Origin of the sequence: Noviherbaspirillum malthae, assembly GCF_015352985.1 — a bacterium.
Lineage (GTDB): Bacteria > Pseudomonadota > Gammaproteobacteria > Burkholderiales > Burkholderiaceae_D > Noviherbaspirillum > Noviherbaspirillum malthae.
The window spans coordinates 1-17,237 of sequence record NZ_JACYXF010000039.1; the positions used below are offsets into that span (position 1 = coordinate 1).

The following is a 17,237-nucleotide window of genomic DNA, read 5'->3' on the forward strand; positions in this document are numbered from 1 at the left end:
GTCCAGACTTCAATCCCATTGAACAGGTGTTCGCCAAGATAAAAACATCGCTGCGAGCGGCAGCCAAACGCACCATTGATGAGCTCTGGTCGGTCATTGGAGAATTAATGGACGCCTTCGCTCCGGACGAGTGTGAGCAATATATCCGTCATGCCGGCTATGGCAAGTCAACGTGAAAATGCTCTAGTGTCGGAATTCTCGCTGCGCTATCCCGAAATGGAAGTGCAGCTTCAGCTTACGGACCGGCCCATCAATCTGGCCGATGAATCCTTCGATGTCGGCATTCGCTTCGGCGAGCTGCCCGACACGCGGCTGATCGCCCGCAGGATCGCCGCCAACCGCCGCCTGCTTTGCGCATCGCCGCTCTATCTGAAAACCAAGGGCGAACCCTTGCTGCCCGACGATCTCGCGCATCACAACTGCATCGTGCTGCGCCAGAACGATTCGGCCTATGGCATCTGGCGGCTGACGCAGGGAAAGAAAACGGCAACGGTGAAGGTGCGCGGGTCGCTGTCGACGAACGACGGCGAGGTTGCGCTGGGATGGGCGCTGAAGGGACATGGCATCCTGATGCGCGCCGAATGGGATCTGGCGAAATATCTTCGCAGCGGCAGGCTGCAAGTGATCCTGTCCGACTATGAACTTCCGCCGGCGGATATCTATGCGGTCTATCCGGAGCGGCACAGCCTGTCGGGCAGGGTCAGTGCATTCGTGGAGTTCCTGATCGCCCAGTTCAATGCATCGGCGCCGGTGACGGAAGAAGGGGATGCGCACTGGTAGCGCATCGGCAAGACAGGATTACGGATGTTTCGGAAGCTTCCTTGAAGGCCGCCTTCATTGCGGATGGGGCGCCGCCCCACCCGTTGCTGCCTCAGGAAATGAACCTGACCTGCGCGTTGATCTTTTCGAGGATCGGCTTCTTCTTTTCATTGAAGCGGGCCTTGTTCTGATCGATCAGGTTGTTGCCCTTGGTGTCGATGGAAATGATCAGCGGTCCGAATTCCCTGACGCGGTTCACCCACAAGGTTTCCGGCATGCCGAGATCCTTCCACTCCGCCGCCTCGATCTTCTCGACCTTGGTTGCGGCCAGCACCGCGCATCCGCCCGGGAAGATGGCATGCACGGCCTTGTTTTCCGCACAGCCGGCCGCGGTCTCCGCGCCCATGCCGCCCTTCCCCACGACCAGCTTCACGCCGGTCTGCTCGATGAATTCCTTCTCGAATTTTTCCATGCGCATGCTGGTCGTCGGACCGATCGAGACCATTTCGTATTCTCCGTCTTCCTTCTGGCGCACGATGGGCCCGGCATGGAAGATGGCTCCGCCTTTCAAGTCCACGGGAAGCTTGCGGCCGAGCTCGATCAGGCGGCGATGCGCAACGTCGCGGCACGTGACAAGCTGGCCTGTCAGGTAGACGACGTCGCCCACGTTGAGCGCTTCGAGATCTTCATCCTTGATCGGGGTCGTCAGAATTTTCTTCACAGTGTGGCTCCTTGATGCGAGATGATCTCGTAGGACATATCCGCATTGATCTTGATGCGGCCCCTCCGGTGCGCCCAGCATCCTGTTGACACGGCCACGCCGATGGTCGACGGATGGCGCGCCGACGATTCGATATTGACGCCCATCACGCTGGCGTTCCCGGTCAAGCCCTGCGGACCGAGACCGACCTCGTTCAATCCGTCTTCCAGAAGCTCTTCCATCTTCGCCGCGTTCGGATTGCTGTGGCGTGCATTCACCGGACGCAGGATCGCTTTCTTGGACAGGCGCGCGGCCGTCTCCGCCGAGGTTGACACACCCACGCCGACCAGCAGCGGCGGGCAGGCATTCACGCCGCGCGAGGTAACGACGTCGAATACGAATTCGGCGACGCCCTCGTAGCCCTCACCCGGCATCAGCACCTTCGATGCGCCGGGCAGCGTGCAGCCGCCGCCGGCCATGTAGACGTCAATGGTGACGCTGTCGCTGTCGGGTTCGATCTCCCAGTCCAGCCAGGGAATCTTCGAACCGGTATTGGTGCCGGTGTTCTTCTCGTCGAAGGTTTCGACCGCGTTGTGCCGCAGCGGGCCGCGTCTTGTCGCTTCGAGCGTGGCATTGCGCAGGATCTCTTCCAGTTCACCCAGCAGCGGAAACTTCGCTCCCGCATTGATGAAGTACTGGATGACGCCGGTATCCTGGCAGCTGGGCCGGTCCAGCTTGTCGGCCGCTTCCTGGTTTTCCCTCATCGACTCGTACACTGCCTTGGCAAGCGGATGCGTTTCCTTGCCCCGCAGGTCGGCCAGCTTCTCATGCACGTCCGTCGGCAGGCGCTTGCCGATATACGAGGTGAACTTCCACATGACGTCCGTCAGTTGTCCGACGGCCGCTTCCTTGTCCAATGTCATCATGACGCTTTCTTTCCTTACTCGACGTTGATCTTGCCGGTCTTGACGACGCCGGCGAATTTCTCGGTTTCTTCCTTGATCTGCCTAGCCATTTCGGCCTGCGTGTTGCCGACCGGCTCGGCGCCGATATCGGCCATCTGCTTCTTGAACTCCGGGGTGTTGATGATGTTGACGATTTCCTTGTTGAGCCGCTCCGTGATCTCCTTGGGCGTGGCCGCGGGCACGAGCAATCCGAACCAGGTACCGATATCGATGCCCGGCACGCCGGCTTCCTGCATGGTCGGCACATCGGGCAATGCCGACGAACGCTTGGCAGTCGTCACTGCCAGGGGCCTCAACATGCCCTTCTTGATGAAGGAAATGACAGGCGTGATCGTGTCGAAGGACATGTCGACCTGGCCTCCCAGCATGTCGGTGGTCAGGGGCGCGCTGCCCTTGTAGGGGACGTGCAGCAGGCTGGTGCCGGTGGCCATCTGGAACTGCGTGCCGATCACATGCTGTGCGGTGCCGCTGCCGTTGGAGCCGTAGGCGAGCTTGCCCGGCGAGGCCTTCGCATCCGCGATCAGATCCTTGACGCTCTTGTAAGGCTTGGATGCGCTGACAACGAGCACATTCGGCACCATGGCGACAGTGGTAATCGGTGCGAAATCCTTCTCGAAGCTGTACGGCAGTTTCTTGTAGACGCTGGTGGCAATGGTGTGATGCACCGCGCCCATCAGCAGCGTGTGTCCATCCGGAGCAGATTTTGCAACCAGCGTGGCGCCGAGGGTAGCGCCGGCGCCCGGCCGGTTGTCGACAATGACGGGCTGGTTCAGCACGGGGCTCAGCTTTTGCGCAATCGCGCGCGCCAGCACATCGGTCGTTCCGCCGGCCGGGAAAGGCACAACCACCGTGATGGTCTTTGTCGGCCAGATCTGTGCCGAGCAAACATTGGCGATGGCGAGGGCACTGAACGGAATCAGCATTGCGGCAAGCCGGCGGGCGCGGAATGGCATCTTCATTGTCGTCTCCTAGTTGGTTCTCGGGTCTGTGAATGGCGCCATTCTAGGAGCGTGCAGATTCAATGTACGCCATCAAAGTAAAACCATTCTTAACCCGGAGGTTGACAATAAAACGCGGATTCAAGAGCAACGACATGCTTTCCTCATGACATTACGACGTGGCCGCAGAAGCTGTTTTCGCATGGTGCGCCGCATCATGAATTCAACTTGGGGACCATTGAGTTTTAATCGTTTGCCGCATGCATGCCCATGGCCGAAGATGTGCTCCATGATTAAACCTCACTGTGGAGACAAACCATGTTGCTTGAAGATCGTGTTGCAATCATTACCGGCGGCGCCGGCGTCAATGGCCTCGGATTCGCGACTGCCCGCATGATGGCGGCCCAGGGAGCGCGCGTCGCCATTCTCGACCTCGCCTCCTCCAATCCATCCGCCGCCGCGGCGGAACTGGGTGCGCAGCATATCGGTCTCGTGGCGGACGTCACGAACAAGGAGCAATGCGAAAAGGCAGCGCGGGAAGTGCTGGAACGTTTCGGCCGTATCGACGTGCTCTTCAATAATGCCGGCATCACGCAGCCGCGCAAGACGATCGACATTTCGGAAAGCGATTACGATGCGGTGCTCGACGTGAGCCTGCGCGGCACGCTGCTGATGTCGCAGGCAGTCATTCCGGCGATGCAGAAGCGGAAGAGCGGTTCCATCATCAGCACCTCATCCGTGTCGGCCCAGCGCGGCGGCGGCATACTCGGCGGCCCGCATTATTCCGCGGCCAAGGCCGGCGTGCTCGGCCTGACGCGCGCCATGGCGCGCGAACTCGGCGCGGACGGCATTCGCGTGAACGCGATCACTCCGGGTCTGATCGCCACCGACATCATCCGTGGCAAGATTTCCGAAGACCGCAAGAGCGCGATCGCCGATGACATTCCGCTTGGGCGCCTCGGCAGGCCCGACGACATCGCCGGCGCCGTCGTCTTCCTCGCAAGCGACCTGGCAAGCTACTGCACCGGCATCACGCTTGATGTCAATGGCGGCATGCTGATTCACTAATCCGCTTCGCCGGGAACATCTTCTCGCTGCCGGCGGGTGCGTTCGATGAATGCGCCCGCCGGCAGCCGTCGTGGTTCCATCATCAGCCAGTGGTCGTTGCAGTCGCGGTCTTCTTTCCCTTCGCCGCAGAACCTTGCGAGCCTGCGCCGCCCTGCGCATCTGCTTTCAGGAAGCTCCTGATCCAGTCCAGCACCAGCTGCACCGTCTGCAGCCGCTCCTTGCTCTTCGGTACCGCGATGTGATGCGCGGTCGCCTTGATGCCCACGTCCCCGAACGGACAGACCAGCCTCCCCTGCTGCACATACTCTTGAATGAGCACCGTGCTTTCCAGGCACATGCCGAGGCCGTTCTCCGCCGCGCTCAAGGTCATGAAGGCACGGTCCAGCCGCAAGCCTCGCACGAAGCTGTCGCAGCCCGGCGCATACTGCGCAATCCACTCATCCCAGGAAGTCAGCGACACGTCGTTCTGGATCAGGTAGAAGTTTTCGATGTCGGCCGGTGGCAGGGGCAGCGTCCATCCTTCCACGAGCGCCGGACTGCAGACCGGCACATATCTTTCGTTCTCCGAAATCGCTTCCACATGGACGCCGGCGGAAGCCTGCGGCCGGCCGTAGGTGACGGCCACGTCGACGCCGGTGTTGGAGAAGTCCGGAGCCTGGTGCACGGCCCAAAGGCGCACGTCGATATCGGGATGGGCGCGAAGAAACGCCGGCAGCCTCGGCATGACCCAGATCGCCGCGAAGCTCGGGGCGCACTGGATGGTGACGACATGCTGCTTGCTGCTCTTGTCGAGAATGGCGCGCAGTTCGTCGTCGATATCGGTGAACGACCTGCGGATGACTGCGTACAAACGCGTACCCGCTTCGGTGGGAATGACGCCGCGCTTGGCGCGTTCGAAGAGCAAGGTGCCCAGCGCCTCTTCAAGCGTCTGGATCGAGTGGCTGACCGCCGATGCGGTGATCGCCAGTTCCTTCGCTGCATCGGCAAAGGACTTGTGCATGTAGGCAGCCTCGAACGCTTGCAAGCCTTTAATGGAGGCCTTGCGCAGCGCAATATATCGCTGAACTGATTTCATCTATCGCCAAGAATTACTCGCTATACGATTCATCTATCCATTCATACACTTCAATCAGAAGAGCGTGTTACAGAGTTTTAAATACCTGGACGCTCAATCCTATAAACCTGATTGGAGACATGCCTCGTGAAACGGGAAACCTCTCTTACCTCCTTGAAGAGCGCCGCCTATCGGATCCGCCGCTATGCGTTGCAAATGGGCGCGGTGCAGGGCCAGGGCTATATCGGCCAGGCGCTCGGCATGGCCGATATTCTTGCCGTTGCCTACCGCCATGCCTTGAATTATCGCCCCGACGAGCCTGAATGGGAAGGCCGCGACCGCTTCCTGCTTTCGCACGGGCATTATGCGATCGCGCTGTATGCCGCCCTGATCGAAGCCGGCATCATCCCGGAAGCCGAACTCGAAACCTACGGCAGCGACGACAGCCGCCTGCCGATGTCGGGCATGGCTACCTACACGCCCGGCATGGAAATCTCGGGAGGTTCGCTCGGGCAGGGCCTGAGCATCGCGGTCGGCATGGCGCTCGGCCTGCGCCAGAAGAACAGCACGTCCTTCGTCTACAACTCCATGTCGGACGGCGAACTCGACGAAGGCTCGACATGGGAAGCCGCAATGTCGGCCGCCCATTTCGGCCTCGGCAATCTCATCAACCTCATCGACATCAACAATCAGCAGGCTGACGGTCCTTCGGGCAAGGTGCTCGGCTTCGAGCCGCTTGCCGACAAGTGGGCTTCTTTCGGCTGGCATGTGCAGCGTGCCAACGGCAACGACATCGGCGCCGTACTCGAAGCCTTCGACAATGCCCGCAATCATTCCAAGGCACAGCCGCGCGTGATCCTGTTCGATACGCTCATGGGCAAGGCAGTGCCTTTCCTCGAACAGCGCGAGAAGAATCACTTCATCCGCGTCGAGGCGGACGAGTGGCAGCAAGCCATCGCGATTCTTGATTCCCTTCAGCAAGGAGACAAATGACATGAGCAGCGCAACATTGGAAAAGCCGCGCCTGAAAACGTCGGCCATGATCGCCTCGATCGCCGGCGAAGGACAGCGGACCAGCAGCGCACCCTTCGGCAACGCACTGGTGAAACTCGCGGCCGAACGCCAGGACATCGTAGGCATGACGGCCGACCTCGCCAAGTACACCGATCTGCATCTGTTCGGGCAAGCCTATCCGGAGCGTTTTTTCCAGATGGGCATGGCCGAACAGCTATTGATGGGAGCGGCGGGCGGCATGGCCAAGGAAGGTTTCACGCCTTTCGTAACGACGTATGCGGTGTTTGCGTCGCGCCGCGCCTACGACTTCATTCACCAGGTCATCGCAGAGGAAAACCTCAACGTCAAGATCGCCTGCGCCCTGCCCGGCCTGACGACGGGATACGGACCGAGCCACCAGGCCACCGAAGACATCGCGATCTTTCGCGGCGTGCCGAACCTGACCATCGTCGATCCCTGCGATGCGCTCGATACCGAACAGGCCGTCACTGCCATCGCCGCGCACCAGGGTCCGGTGTACATGCGACTGCTGCGCGGCCGGGTGCCGCTGGTGCTGGATGAGTACGACTACAAGTTCGAGCTCGGCAAGACGAAGATGCTGCGCGACGGCCGTGATGTGCTGCTTATCTCGAGCGGCATCATGACCATGCGCTCGCTGGAAACCGCCGCCGCGTTGCGCGCAGACAATGTCGACGTCGCCGTCATGCATGTGCCGACCATCAAGCCTCTCGATGAGAAAGCCATCATCCGGGAAGCGTCGCGCAGCGGCCGCCTTGTGGTGGTTGCGGAGAACCATTCCGTCATCGGCGGACTCGGCGAAGCCGTCGCGACGACACTGCTGAGGGCCGGCGTTGCCCCGGCATTCCGGCAGATCGCCCTGCCCGACGCCTTCCTCGATGCCGGGGCGCTGCCCACGCTGCATGACCGCTACGGCATCTCGGTGAATGCCATGGCCGCCAGCATCAAGTCCTGGCTTCGATAACTCGGCTCAGGCCCCCTCGCGTGTTCCGGCGTAGGCCGGAACGCCAGCTCAAAACAAGAATAAACTTGCGTCAGCCAGCGGGAGGACGCATCGCCTGATCTTTCAAGCGCAAAACAGATATTCAGGAGACTTACATGAAATCCCATACCGCCCTGTCCCCCGATGGACATGTCCCCGCAGTCCCGGTGCAAGTCGATGATTTCGAATCACGCACCTATGCAAAGGTGGCGCGCCGCCTCATTCCCTTTCTGATGCTGTGCTATCTCGGCGCCTACCTCGACCGCGTCAACGTCGGTTTCGCCAAGCTGCAGATGCTCAATGACCTCAAGTGGAGCGACACTGTCTACGGCTTGGGTGCGGGCATCTTCTTCATCGGCTACTTCATCTTCGAAGTGCCGAGCAACATGATCCTGCACAAGTTCGGCGCGCGGCGCTGGCTGGCCCGCATCATGATCACCTGGGCGATCATCTCCGCCGGTTTCAGCTTCGTATCAACGCCGACGACCTTCTACGTGCTGCGCTTCCTGCTCGGCGTTGCCGAGGCGGGCTTTGCGCCGGGCGTGATTCTGTACATCACCTACTGGTTTCCAAGCACCCGCCGCGCCAAGATGATGTCCATCTTCTTCATGGCCATTCCGCTTGCGAGCATCGTCGGCGCGCCCTTGTCCGGATGGATCCTCGGCACATTTTCCGGCACCCACGGCTTGCAGGGATGGCAGTGGATGTTCATTCTCGAAGCGATACCTTCGCTGGTCCTGGGCATCGCGATTCTCTTCTATCTCGATGACAGCATCGGCGCAGCGAAATGGCTGACCCCTGAGGAAAAAACTCTCCTGCAGCGCAATATCGCCGACGACGAGAGCGAGAAGGTGTCGCACCACTCCATCGGCGCCTTCCTCGGCGACCGCCGCTTGTGGCTGCTCACCGCGATCTACTTCTGCATCGTGATGGGCCAGTACGGCATCACGTTCTGGCTGCCGACGATCGTGAAGAACGCCGGCGTGACCAGCATGGTGGCAGTCGGGATGCTGTCGGCGATTCCTTACATGGTGGCGCTGATTGCGTTGCCGTTCGTCGGCAAGAGCTCGGACCGGACCAAGGCGCGACGCCTGCATTGCGCCGTGCCGATGCTGGTGGCCGCTGCAGCATTGTTTGCCCTGCCTTTCAGCGGCGGAGTAGCCACCGCGATTGCATTGCTGAGTCTGGCTGCGGCGGGCGCCATCTCCGCCACCTCCCAGTTCTGGGCGCTCCCCACTGCATTTTTGGGCGGCATGGCGGCTGCTGCGGGCATTGCAACCATCAACTGCATTGCCAACCTCGCCGGCTTTTTCTCCCCTTCCATCGTCGGCTGGCTCAACGACGTGACAGGCAAACAGGGGGCGGGCCTGATGTTCACCTCGGCTGCGCTGCTGGCCGGCGTGGTCCTGGTCTCCTTCGTTCCCGGGAAAATCGTCAACCGCTGATTGCAGAGCATTGGTAAAAGCCCGCATATCCGGGTAAGGTTATGTGCTCAAAGCATTCGATGCACACTCCTGCCCGGACACCATGACACTCAAAAAACTCGCCGCTGCCGCAGCCGTACTCGGCGCCTTGCTGGCAACGGCAAGTTACTTCAGCCCCCACTGGACGATTTACCGCATGCGCGCGGCAATCGAGAAGCGCGACACCAAGGCATTCTCTTCCTACGCCGACTTCCCTTCCTTGCGCGAGAGCTTTCGGCGCCAGCTCACATCTCCCGCAGCCGATTCCGGCAAGGGCCCGGAAGCCGGCAACGGACTCCTGGACCGGCTTGGCAAGGAAATCACCGGCCTTGTGGCAGGTCCCATGATCGACACGATAGTACGGCCTGCCGGCGTCATGGAAATGCTCAATATCGGCATACCCGGAATCAGCCGCCAGGTCGTCCAGAGCACCATCACCCAAGTGCCTGCCGCGGGCGAGACCATGCCGGAAATGAGCATCGCCTATGACGGCTGGAACCGTGTCGTCTTCCGGGATGCCCGCGTCCCGAGTCATGAGGGAAGCTTCGTATTGGTCCGTGCCGGGCTGTGGAGCTGGAGACTTGCGGAGGTGGAGCTGCCGCGGCAGCGCTGAAGCCAGGTCGCGGGAGAGGTCGGAACGGGCCAGAGCATAACTTCAGGACTCAGGCTTGATCCTCGGCCAGCACTGCAGCGCCGGACGCCATATACTGTCTCGCGCTTATTTGCGACCCGACGATATGAAATCTCTCATCCTGACCTCCGCGTTCCTGCTTGTTGCCGCCACGTCCGCATGCACCAACATCAATCCGCACTACGACGCCGCCAAGCCGCATCACACGGCGGATGGGTTCAAGAACAACTATCCGCCGAATCCGGCTTATCGGCGTCCGGAAGTCGGCTTCTTCGAAGGCTGGATGACGCGGATCAGGAACTGGACGAGTTCCGGCGACCAGCGCGCGCCGGCCGCGCCGATACACGGCATCGCACCCGACCTGGCTTTCATTCGCGGCAATCCGGGCGAAGCGGCGTTGACCTGGATAGGCCATGCGACCTTTCTGTATCAAACGGGCACCGGGATCAATATCCTCACCGATCCTGTGTTCGAGGACCGCGCGTCGCCGGTCAGCTTTGCCGGTCCGAAACGGCACCAGCCGCCGGGCTTGGCGCTTTCCGCCCTGCCTCGCATCGATGTCGTCCTGATCAGCCATTCCCATTACGACCACCTGTCGATCGACTCCCTGCGCGCGCTGTGGCGCCAGCAAGGCGGTCCGCCGCTTCTGGTGGCGCCGCTCGGCGTGGATATCTGGCTGGAGAAACATATTACCGGCGGCGACCGGTCGAGGATCGTCAAGCTGGACTGGTGGGACAAGACATCCATTCAAGGCATGGACGTGCATTTGCTCCCGGTGCATCACTGGTCCTCGCGTACGCCCTGGGACCGCGATGCCAGCCTGTGGGGAGCCTTCGCGCTCAAGACGCCGACATCGTCCTTTTTCTTCTCGGGCGACCTGGGTTATTCAAAAGACATCGAGGATATCGCGGCGCGCTTCAACGGTTTCGACCTTGCCGCCATCGGCATCGGTGCCTACCAGCCGATCTGGTATCGCAATTCCCACGTCAGCCCGGACGAAGCGGTCAGGATCCACCGCGAACTCAGGATCAGGCGCAGCGTAGGCATGCACTGGGGTACCTTCCCCATGGGCCAGGAGCGCCTTGACCAGGCGCCCATCGATCTCGCCCAGGCACGCCGCGACCAGGGAGTGCCGGATGACGAATTCATCGTACTCCGGCACGGCGAAACCTTCCTGCCGGCTGCAAACATCAGGCGCCATGCCGGACAGCAGAGCCCGGCGCAGTGACGCTGATGCAAACCTGCCAACCCTTACTGGATTGCCAGCAGTTCCACTTCGAAATTGAGATCGCTGTTGGGCGGAATCACGCCGCCTGCGCCGCGCGCGCCGTATGCGGTTTTTGACGGGCAGAACAGCTTGGCCTTTTCCCCGACGTTCAGCTTCTGGACACCCTGCGTCCAGCAGGGAATGACGCCGGACAAGGGGAAAGTGGCGGGCTCCCCTCGCTTGTAGGAGCTGTCGAACTCGGTGCCGTTCTGCAGCGTGCCGCGGTAATGCACCTTCACCACATCGGAAGCCTTCGGACTCGGGCCCTTGGCCGTCTTGATTTTCTGAACCTTGACGCCGGATTCCAGCGTTTCCACCGGGGCGTCTGCGGCGCTTGCAAGGATGGGGGCGGTGCCGGCTGCCATGATCATGACGGCGAGAAGGGCTGACTGTGTTTTCATGAGAGGTTCCAGTAAAAAGCGGGAAACCGAAACCTAGCAGAGTGGGCAGCATGCTGCAACGTCTATCGGTTCGCAGAGATTCACAAGCCTTATTTCTCTCCATCACCACTTGAAATTGGGAATGTTGCGAGGGCAGGCCTACATTGTCTTCAACAGCAGAGGACATTACGAAAGGAAAAGCCATGACAACGCTCGCACTCAATGCCGCAAACCGCTCCTTCGCCTTTCTGGGCAGCTTCATGGACGCACTGGACAAAGCCATCACCATGGCGAGAGCCGTTCACCACGACAGCCCCAGCGAAGCAGACATGCACAAAGTACGCGCCATCGCGGAAACCATCTGAGAATTATTCCGGCATCGGCCGGCACGACCGGCAACCTCCCGCAAGGCCCGTCGACCGCAAGGTCCGCGGGCCCTTGTCTTTTGCAGGCGGCCAGGGTTGCTTCTACCAGACGGCTTCCTTGTCCCTTTCCTTCACATCAACCGACATTCACGGGCTGAGATCTGGTTCGTTCCGGCGCGGATGCAATATCCATAGCCGCCATGCGAACCGGCAAATGGCTCCCGCATTCATTTCCCCTATCATTGCGGCATCGGGCGCGGCAACGTGCATTCCCGCCGGACAGATTTTCAAGACTTTTTGTTCAATCTGTCACAACAACGGCAGCTTGCCCGTCTAGTCTTCGAAGGCAGCGCATTGGACGCCTGCCTGCTTAACCATAAAGCCAGAAAGGACTGCCATGCCGCACACCGCCCGCATTTCCATCGTCAAGCACGCCCCGGCCAACTTCAAGGCCCTGATCAACCTGTCGGCTTCGGTCAAGCAGAGTTCGCTCGGCGAAAGGCTGGTTGAACTTGTCAATCTGCGCATTTCGCAGATCAACGGCTGCGGTTTCTGCATCGACATGCACTGGCGCGACCTGATCCGACAGGGCGCCGATCCGCGCCACCTCAATACCGTCGCAGCATGGCGCGAATCGCCCTTCTTCAGCGAGCGCGAAGCCGCGGCGCTGCGCTGGGCCGAAATCGTCAACGCCCAGCCGCATGCCGATGCCAGCGACGCGGAATTCGCAAGGGTGCGCGAGTATTTTTCGGAAACCGAAGTCGTAGAGCTGTGCTACGCGGTGGGCACGATCAAAGCCTGGAACATGCTGAACCTGAGCCTGCGCAATCCGGTGCCGGAAGTCCCCGCCCCGGGATTCTGATGGACGCCGGGCACGACAGGGAAGCGGCGATGAACGGGCACAACGATGATGCCGGAGCCGAGGAAGTCTTCGCGGGACTGCGTACGCGCCTGTTCTCGACCGCCTACCGCATGCTGGGTTCGCGCGCCGACGCGGATGATGTCGTTCAGGATGCCTGGTTGCGCTGGCAGGACGCCGATCATGCCAGCCTGCGGTCGGCGGAAGCCTGGCTAATCACGGTCACCACCCGTCTTGCCCTCGACCGGCTGCGCGAACGCAAGGCCGAAAGGGAAAGCTATCCCGGATCGTGGCTGCCGGAGCCCCTGGTCGAGATGGACGAGAATACGCCGGAGTCGGCGGCGGAACTGGCAAGTGATGTTTCGCTCGCCCTGCTCTGGACGCTCGAACGCCTGAGCGCGGACGAGCGCGCCGCCTTTCTCCTGCGGCAGGCTTTCGACCAGGACTACGGCGACATCGCTGCCCTGCTCGGCAAGAGCGAAGCAAGCTGCCGCCAGCTCGTGCATCGTGCTCAGGAAAAGGTGCGCGAGGAACGGCCGCGCTTCCAGCCTTCGCCGGACGCGCACCGCGCTCTGATCGGCGCTTTCATGCAGGCAGCCGGGCGCGGCGACCGTGAAGCGATGAAAGCGCTGCTTGCATCCGATGTCGCCCTGGTCAGCGACGGCGGCGGCAAGATGCCGTCATTCCATCGCGTGCTGCATGGCGCGGGTCGCATCGCCGGACTGTTCTGGGCGGTTGAGCACAAGCACCCAGGAGGCGTGCACTACCGGATGGCACGGATCAACGGTGAGCCGGGGTTGCTGCGTTACATCGATGGCCTGCTGGAGTCGATCCAGTCCTTTAGTATTCACGATAGCAGGATCACCTCGGTATTTGTCGTGCGCAACCCGGACAAGCTGGGCAGTGCCCCGAAACAACTCCTGGTGTAAACAGCATGCAATCTCAGGATGTATCCAATGGTCCAGCATGGGCAGTATTGCTTGAGAGAGGTCAAAAGTCTGTACTTATATTGAACAATTCCCAACTAGACATATCAATAGGCTTCTGCGTCTGGTTTATTGGATTATTTAATGGAAGAACACGCTGAAAATTACCGAGTCTATGATCCAAACCGCCTTCTCGACCGTGTGCGTGAAACCTTGCACCTGGCAAACGATGCGGCGCTTGCTCGCACGCTTCAGGTGCGCCCGCCCGTCCTGAGCAAGATACGGCACCGCCGCACTCCCGTCAGCGCCTCGCTCCTAATCCGCATTCATGAAGAAACGAACCTGAGCATCGCCGAACTGAGGGAAATGCTCGGCGACCGTCGGCAAAAGTTTCGAGTCACCGATGCCTATATCAAGGTCAGCCCGCTGCAGCAGTGAGAAGGCGACATGCCGGTTCTGCTGCTTTCGGTAACATTCGACATGCCAAATCAGTTCCACGTAGATTTTCCGCCTTAGCCTCCGTCCCTGTTCCCAAGGTAAAGAAACCCTTCCTTACTGAATCATAAACCGGTCACATGGTTTAAGATGCCTGGTGTCATTATTGCCTTCATGCAGCTGCATGGAGGTAGCACGAATTGCATGATTCCGGGAGGGTGCTTTGAACACGGCGGGCGGGTGGAACTGATACAGGGACTAGGGTTTCTCCTGACCCGGCATTGGCGCGATACGGCTGCCGGCACCGAGGTGGATTTTTGGGTGGCAACCGAGGACGGTCCCCGACACCTTCGCTTGCCGTTTCAGGTTTCGGTCGCTTTCATACCGGCGGAACAGGGGCAACAGGCGGAAGCGGTATTGCAGGGAGAGCGCGCATGGGAACTGCGCCCTCTTGCGCTTCGCGATTTCCAGCGCCGCCCGGTGCTCGGGCTGTACTGCCGCCAGTATCGCCATCTGCTCAAGCTCGAGAAACGCTTGCGCGACAGCGGCATCGACGTCTATGAAGCCGATGTCCGCCCGCCGGAGCGCTATCTGATGGAGCGTTTCATCACAGGACCCGTGGCCTTCGGCGGCCGCCCTTCCAAGATTGAAGATCGCAGCGGACCGCTGCTCGATTGCCATTTAAAGCCGGCAGGCGGATACCGTCCCTCCCTGCGTACGGTGTCGCTCGATATCGAAACGAGCGCTCAGGGCGACCTTTACTCCATTGCACTCGAAGGCTGTGGCCAGCGCCAGGTCTACATGCTGGGACTGGCCAGCGGCATGCAGGATGCCCTGGATTTCGAGCTGGAATACTGCGGCAGCCGATCGCAGATGCTGGAACGCCTGAACGGCTGGATGGAACGTCACGATCCCGACGCCATCATCGGCTGGAACCTCGTGCAGTTCGACCTGCGCATTCTGCAGCAGCATGCCGACAGTCTTCACGTGCCCTTGCGGTTCGGGCGCGACGGCAGCGCGCTCGGCTGGCGCGAACACGGAGGCAAGGGCCAGCATTACTTCGCCTCGGCGGCCGGGCGGCTGATCATCGACGGCATCGAAGCGCTCAAGTCGGCGTCATGGAATTTTCCTTCGTTCAGCCTGGAGCATGTGTCGCAGACGCTGCTGGGCGAAGGCAAGTCCATCGACAATCCCTATGAGCGCATGGCTGAGATCGACAGGCGCTTCGCCGAAGACAAGCTCGCCCTGGCGCGCTACAACCTGAAGGACTGCGAGCTGGTGACGCGCATCTTCGACAAGACGAGGCTGATGAGCTTCCTGCTTGAACGCGCCAGCGTCACCGGGCTGGCCATCGACCGCAGCGGCGGCTCGGTGGCCGCGTTCGAGCATTTGTACATGCCGATGATGCATCGCCGGGGTTACGTCGCGCCGAGCCTGGGAGATGTCGCGGGCGAGAACAGCCCGGGCGGCTTCGTGATGGATTCGCGCTCCGGCCTGTATGACTCGGTGCTGGTGCTCGACTATAAAAGCCTGTATCCCTCCATCATCCGCACCTTCCTGATCGACCCGGTCGGCCTGGTGGAAGGATTGCATCATGCGGACGAGGCGGCTACGGTGCAGGGCTTCCGAGGTGCGCGCTTTTCCCGGGACAAGCACTGCCTGCCCTCCATCGTGCGCCAGATCTGGCAAGAGCGGGAAGCCGCCAAGCGCGACGGCAATGCGCCGCTGTCGCAAGCCTTGAAAATCATCATGAACGCTTTCTACGGCGTGCTGGGATCGAGCGGCTGCCGCTTCTTCGATCCGCGCCTCGCTTCGTCGATCACGATGCGCGGTCACGAGATCATGCGCCGCACGCGCAGGCTGATCGAGGAACGGGGCTATGAGGTGATCTATGGTGACACCGACTCCCTGTTTGTCCGGCTCCCGCATGCGCATACGAACGAGGCGGCGGCCATCGTTGCCGATGCGCTGGTCAAGCATGTCAACCAGTGGTGGGAATGTCACCTGCGAGAGGACTTCGGACTGGCAAGCGCGCTTGAACTCGAATTCGATACTCACTACCGCAGGTTTCTGATGCCGACCATCCGCGGCTCGGAGGAAGGCAGCAAGAAGCGTTACGCAGGTCTTGTTGCCAAGCCGGACGGCACTGAAGAGACCGTCTTCAAGGGACTGGAATCGGTGCGCACCGACTGGACGCCGCTCGCACAGCAATTCCAGCAGGCGCTATACCTGCGCATCTTCAAGGGCGAGCCCTACCGCGACTACGTGCGCGACTATGTCGGCCGTACGGTCAGCGGCGAATTCGACGCACTGCTTGTGTACCGCAAGCGGCTGCGCCGTCCGCTGGACGAATACGAGCGCAACCTGCCTCCCCATGTGCGCGCCGCACGCATGGCCGACGACTACAACCTGCGCCACGGCCGGCCCCGGCAGTATCAGAACGGCGGCTGGATACGCTACGTGATGACCACCGCAGGCCCGGAACCGCTGGAGACGCAGCGCTCGCCCATCGACTACGACCACTACCTGACGCGCCAGCTGCAGCCGGTGGCCGATGCGATCCTGCCGTTCGTCGATGATGATTTCACGATGCTGACGAGCCGGCAGCATATTTTGTTCTGAGGCGGAAGTTGAAAAGCCGCGTTCTTCACGTGTTTCTGGCACCTTTCGCAAGCCTCTATTTTGGCCGACTTATATCGTTGCGCATACGCGGTCTCCAGCGATACTGTGAGTCGCACATCGCGACGATGACAGGCCGTGCTGTTTCCATGCACATGACGAGAAATGCCGATGTCGCCTGACTCGCCAGAGCTGCACCTGCAAGATCATTGCTCGAAACAGGGTGATAGCAATGTCGTCAGACAGGAGATGAGGCCATCGCCGCGCGGGTCCAGCGGACGATATCCGCCGCCCCCATGGCGCCGGGCTGACGAGCAATTTCGCGGCCGTGCAGAAAGAGCGCCAGGGTCGGGATGCTGCGAATGCCGAAACGGGAGCCGAGCATGGGTTCATCCTCGGTATTGACCTTGGCCAGCCGCACCGAAGGCTCCAGCTGCGCGGCGGCCTGCTCGAAGGCCGGCGCCATCATCCGGCAAGGTCCGCACCATGGCGCCCAGAAATCGACCAGCAGCGGAATGTCGTTGCGGTCGGCATGCCGGTCAAAATCCGCGCTTGTCAGCGCGATCGGCTTGCCGCTGAAGACAGGCTTGTGGCAGCGGCCGCAGTCGGGGGCGTCGCCCAGCCTCTCTTGAGGAACACGATTGACGGCCTGGCAGTGTGGACAGACGATATGCAAGCTCATGACTTTTTCCTCGCATGACAGTGGAAGTTTGGATCTACCCTGCGGTGACAGAATTCATCCTCCGCAAGATGCGCTGAATGCCATGTGGAGACGCATGCCGTCATGCTCAAGG

18 protein-coding genes are annotated in these 17,237 nt (G+C 60.9%); 12 read left to right on the top strand and 6 right to left on the bottom strand.

From position 1 onward, the window contains the following. The first annotated feature begins 150 nt into the window (after nt 1–150). Nucleotides 151–780: a LysR substrate-binding domain-containing protein gene (locus IGW03_RS26150; RefSeq protein WP_194725477.1), complete on the top strand. Its 630-nt coding sequence runs from the start codon at nt 151–153 to the stop codon at nt 778–780. Between the two features lie 91 nt (nt 781–871). Here IGW03_RS26150 and ttdB read toward each other — a convergent pair whose 3' ends face one another. Genes ttdB through IGW03_RS26165 form a run of 3 tightly spaced genes read right to left on the bottom strand, consistent with a single transcriptional unit; the run spans nt 872 to nt 3,377 of the window. After that, on the bottom strand, nt 872–1,480 hold the full coding sequence (gene ttdB, locus IGW03_RS26155; RefSeq protein ID WP_194725478.1) for a L(+)-tartrate dehydratase subunit beta: 609 nt from the start codon (nt 1,478–1,480) through the stop codon (nt 872–874). After that, the gene (gene ttdA / locus IGW03_RS26160) at nt 1,477–2,376 is read right to left on the bottom strand and encodes a L(+)-tartrate dehydratase subunit alpha (protein WP_194725524.1); all 900 of its coding nucleotides are present in this window, start codon (nt 2,374–2,376) and stop codon (nt 1,477–1,479) included. The genes ttdB and ttdA overlap by 4 nt, the downstream gene beginning before the upstream one ends. A gap of 23 nt (nt 2,377–2,399) precedes the next feature. Further along, nucleotides 2,400–3,377 (bottom strand): Bug family tripartite tricarboxylate transporter substrate binding protein, encoded by a 978-nt coding sequence (locus tag IGW03_RS26165; RefSeq protein ID WP_194725525.1) that lies wholly within the window; start codon nt 3,375–3,377, stop codon nt 2,400–2,402. A 303-nt stretch (nt 3,378–3,680) separates the two neighbouring features. On the opposite strand from IGW03_RS26165, the gene IGW03_RS26170 reads away from it, so the two are divergent. Continuing rightward, nucleotides 3,681–4,430, top strand: coding sequence for an SDR family NAD(P)-dependent oxidoreductase (locus IGW03_RS26170; protein ID WP_194725479.1), 750 nt, complete (start codon nt 3,681–3,683; stop codon nt 4,428–4,430). An 82-nt stretch (nt 4,431–4,512) separates the two neighbouring features. On the opposite strand, the gene IGW03_RS26175 is transcribed toward IGW03_RS26170, so the two are convergent. Continuing rightward, entirely contained in the window at nt 4,513–5,505 is a 993-nt protein-coding gene (locus tag IGW03_RS26175) for a LysR substrate-binding domain-containing protein (protein WP_194725480.1), read from the bottom strand. A 126-nt stretch (nt 5,506–5,631) separates the two neighbouring features. Here IGW03_RS26175 and IGW03_RS26180 point away from each other — a divergent pair, with 126 nt between their 5' ends. The 5 genes from IGW03_RS26180 (at nt 5,632) to IGW03_RS26200 (ending at nt 10,820) form a co-directional block, all read left to right on the top strand. Beyond that, nucleotides 5,632–6,477 (top strand): transketolase, encoded by an 846-nt coding sequence (locus IGW03_RS26180; protein ID WP_323745030.1) that lies wholly within the window; start codon nt 5,632–5,634, stop codon nt 6,475–6,477. A gap of 1 nt (nt 6,478) precedes the next feature. Beyond that, a complete protein-coding gene (locus tag IGW03_RS26185) occupies nt 6,479–7,480 on the top strand; it encodes a transketolase family protein (protein WP_194725481.1) in 1,002 nt (333 codons plus the stop codon). 134 nt (nt 7,481–7,614) lie between these two features. Continuing rightward, entirely contained in the window at nt 7,615–8,943 is a 1,329-nt protein-coding gene (locus tag IGW03_RS26190) for an MFS transporter (protein ID WP_194725482.1), read from the top strand. A gap of 82 nt (nt 8,944–9,025) precedes the next feature. Continuing rightward, nucleotides 9,026–9,574 carry a DUF2939 domain-containing protein gene (locus IGW03_RS26195; RefSeq protein ID WP_194725483.1) on the top strand — a complete coding sequence of 183 codons (549 nt, stop codon included), beginning with the start codon at nt 9,026–9,028 and terminating at the stop codon, nt 9,572–9,574. 124 nt (nt 9,575–9,698) lie between these two features. Beyond that, entirely contained in the window at nt 9,699–10,820 is a 1,122-nt protein-coding gene (locus IGW03_RS26200) for an MBL fold metallo-hydrolase (protein WP_194725484.1), read from the top strand. Between the two features lie 23 nt (nt 10,821–10,843). On the opposite strand, the gene IGW03_RS26205 is transcribed toward IGW03_RS26200, so the two are convergent. Next, the gene (locus IGW03_RS26205; protein ID WP_194725485.1) at nt 10,844–11,260 is read right to left on the bottom strand and encodes an FKBP-type peptidyl-prolyl cis-trans isomerase; all 417 of its coding nucleotides are present in this window, start codon (nt 11,258–11,260) and stop codon (nt 10,844–10,846) included. A 182-nt stretch (nt 11,261–11,442) separates the two neighbouring features. On the opposite strand from IGW03_RS26205, the gene IGW03_RS26210 reads away from it, so the two are divergent. The 5 genes from IGW03_RS26210 (at nt 11,443) to IGW03_RS26230 (ending at nt 16,446) form a co-directional block, all read left to right on the top strand. Continuing rightward, a complete protein-coding gene (locus tag IGW03_RS26210; RefSeq protein ID WP_194725486.1) occupies nt 11,443–11,604 on the top strand; it encodes a hypothetical protein in 162 nt (53 codons plus the stop codon). A 397-nt stretch (nt 11,605–12,001) separates the two neighbouring features. Next, on the top strand, nt 12,002–12,466 hold the full coding sequence (locus tag IGW03_RS26215; RefSeq protein WP_194725487.1) for a carboxymuconolactone decarboxylase family protein: 465 nt from the start codon (nt 12,002–12,004) through the stop codon (nt 12,464–12,466). A 29-nt stretch (nt 12,467–12,495) separates the two neighbouring features. Continuing rightward, nucleotides 12,496–13,392 (top strand): RNA polymerase sigma factor SigJ, encoded by an 897-nt coding sequence (gene sigJ / locus IGW03_RS26220; RefSeq protein ID WP_194725527.1) that lies wholly within the window; start codon nt 12,496–12,498, stop codon nt 13,390–13,392. A 141-nt stretch (nt 13,393–13,533) separates the two neighbouring features. Further along, entirely contained in the window at nt 13,534–13,827 is a 294-nt protein-coding gene (locus IGW03_RS26225; RefSeq protein ID WP_194725488.1) for a hypothetical protein, read from the top strand. Nucleotides 13,828–14,028: 201 nt separating this feature from the next. After that, nucleotides 14,029–16,446: a DNA polymerase II gene (locus tag IGW03_RS26230; protein WP_194725489.1), complete on the top strand. Its 2,418-nt coding sequence runs from the start codon at nt 14,029–14,031 to the stop codon at nt 16,444–16,446. 235 nt (nt 16,447–16,681) lie between these two features. On the opposite strand, the gene trxC is transcribed toward IGW03_RS26230, so the two are convergent. After that, on the bottom strand, nt 16,682–17,125 hold the full coding sequence (gene trxC / locus IGW03_RS26235) for a thioredoxin TrxC (protein WP_194725490.1): 444 nt from the start codon (nt 17,123–17,125) through the stop codon (nt 16,682–16,684). Between the last annotated feature and the right edge of the window lie 112 nt (nt 17,126–17,237).

Excerpts from the sequence above, each read along its gene's own strand:
- IGW03_RS26185 (WP_194725481.1), top strand. The coding sequence starts at position 6,479 with ATGAGCAGCGCAACATTGGAAAAGCCGCGCCTGAAAACGTCGGCCATG.
- IGW03_RS26215 (WP_194725487.1), top strand. The coding sequence starts at position 12,002 with ATGCCGCACACCGCCCGCATTTCCATCGTCAAGCACGCCCCGGCCAAC.
- sigJ (WP_194725527.1), top strand. The coding sequence starts at position 12,496 with ATGAACGGGCACAACGATGATGCCGGAGCCGAGGAAGTCTTCGCGGGA.
- IGW03_RS26210 (WP_194725486.1), top strand. The coding sequence starts at position 11,443 with ATGACAACGCTCGCACTCAATGCCGCAAACCGCTCCTTCGCCTTTCTG.
- IGW03_RS26165 (WP_194725525.1), bottom strand. The coding sequence starts at position 3,377 with ATGCCATTCCGCGCCCGCCGGCTTGCCGCAATGCTGATTCCGTTCAGT.
- IGW03_RS26170 (WP_194725479.1), top strand. The coding sequence starts at position 3,681 with ATGTTGCTTGAAGATCGTGTTGCAATCATTACCGGCGGCGCCGGCGTC.
- IGW03_RS26225 (WP_194725488.1), top strand. The coding sequence starts at position 13,534 with ATGGAAGAACACGCTGAAAATTACCGAGTCTATGATCCAAACCGCCTT.
- IGW03_RS26200 (WP_194725484.1), top strand. The coding sequence starts at position 9,699 with ATGAAATCTCTCATCCTGACCTCCGCGTTCCTGCTTGTTGCCGCCACG.
- IGW03_RS26230 (WP_194725489.1), top strand. The coding sequence starts at position 14,029 with ATGATTCCGGGAGGGTGCTTTGAACACGGCGGGCGGGTGGAACTGATA.
- IGW03_RS26190 (WP_194725482.1), top strand. The coding sequence starts at position 7,615 with ATGAAATCCCATACCGCCCTGTCCCCCGATGGACATGTCCCCGCAGTC.
- IGW03_RS26175 (WP_194725480.1), bottom strand. The coding sequence starts at position 5,505 with ATGAAATCAGTTCAGCGATATATTGCGCTGCGCAAGGCCTCCATTAAA.
- IGW03_RS26150 (WP_194725477.1), top strand. The coding sequence starts at position 151 with ATGCCGGCTATGGCAAGTCAACGTGAAAATGCTCTAGTGTCGGAATTC.
- IGW03_RS26205 (WP_194725485.1), bottom strand. The coding sequence starts at position 11,260 with ATGAAAACACAGTCAGCCCTTCTCGCCGTCATGATCATGGCAGCCGGC.
- trxC (WP_194725490.1), bottom strand. The coding sequence starts at position 17,125 with ATGAGCTTGCATATCGTCTGTCCACACTGCCAGGCCGTCAATCGTGTT.
- IGW03_RS26195 (WP_194725483.1), top strand. The coding sequence starts at position 9,026 with ATGACACTCAAAAAACTCGCCGCTGCCGCAGCCGTACTCGGCGCCTTG.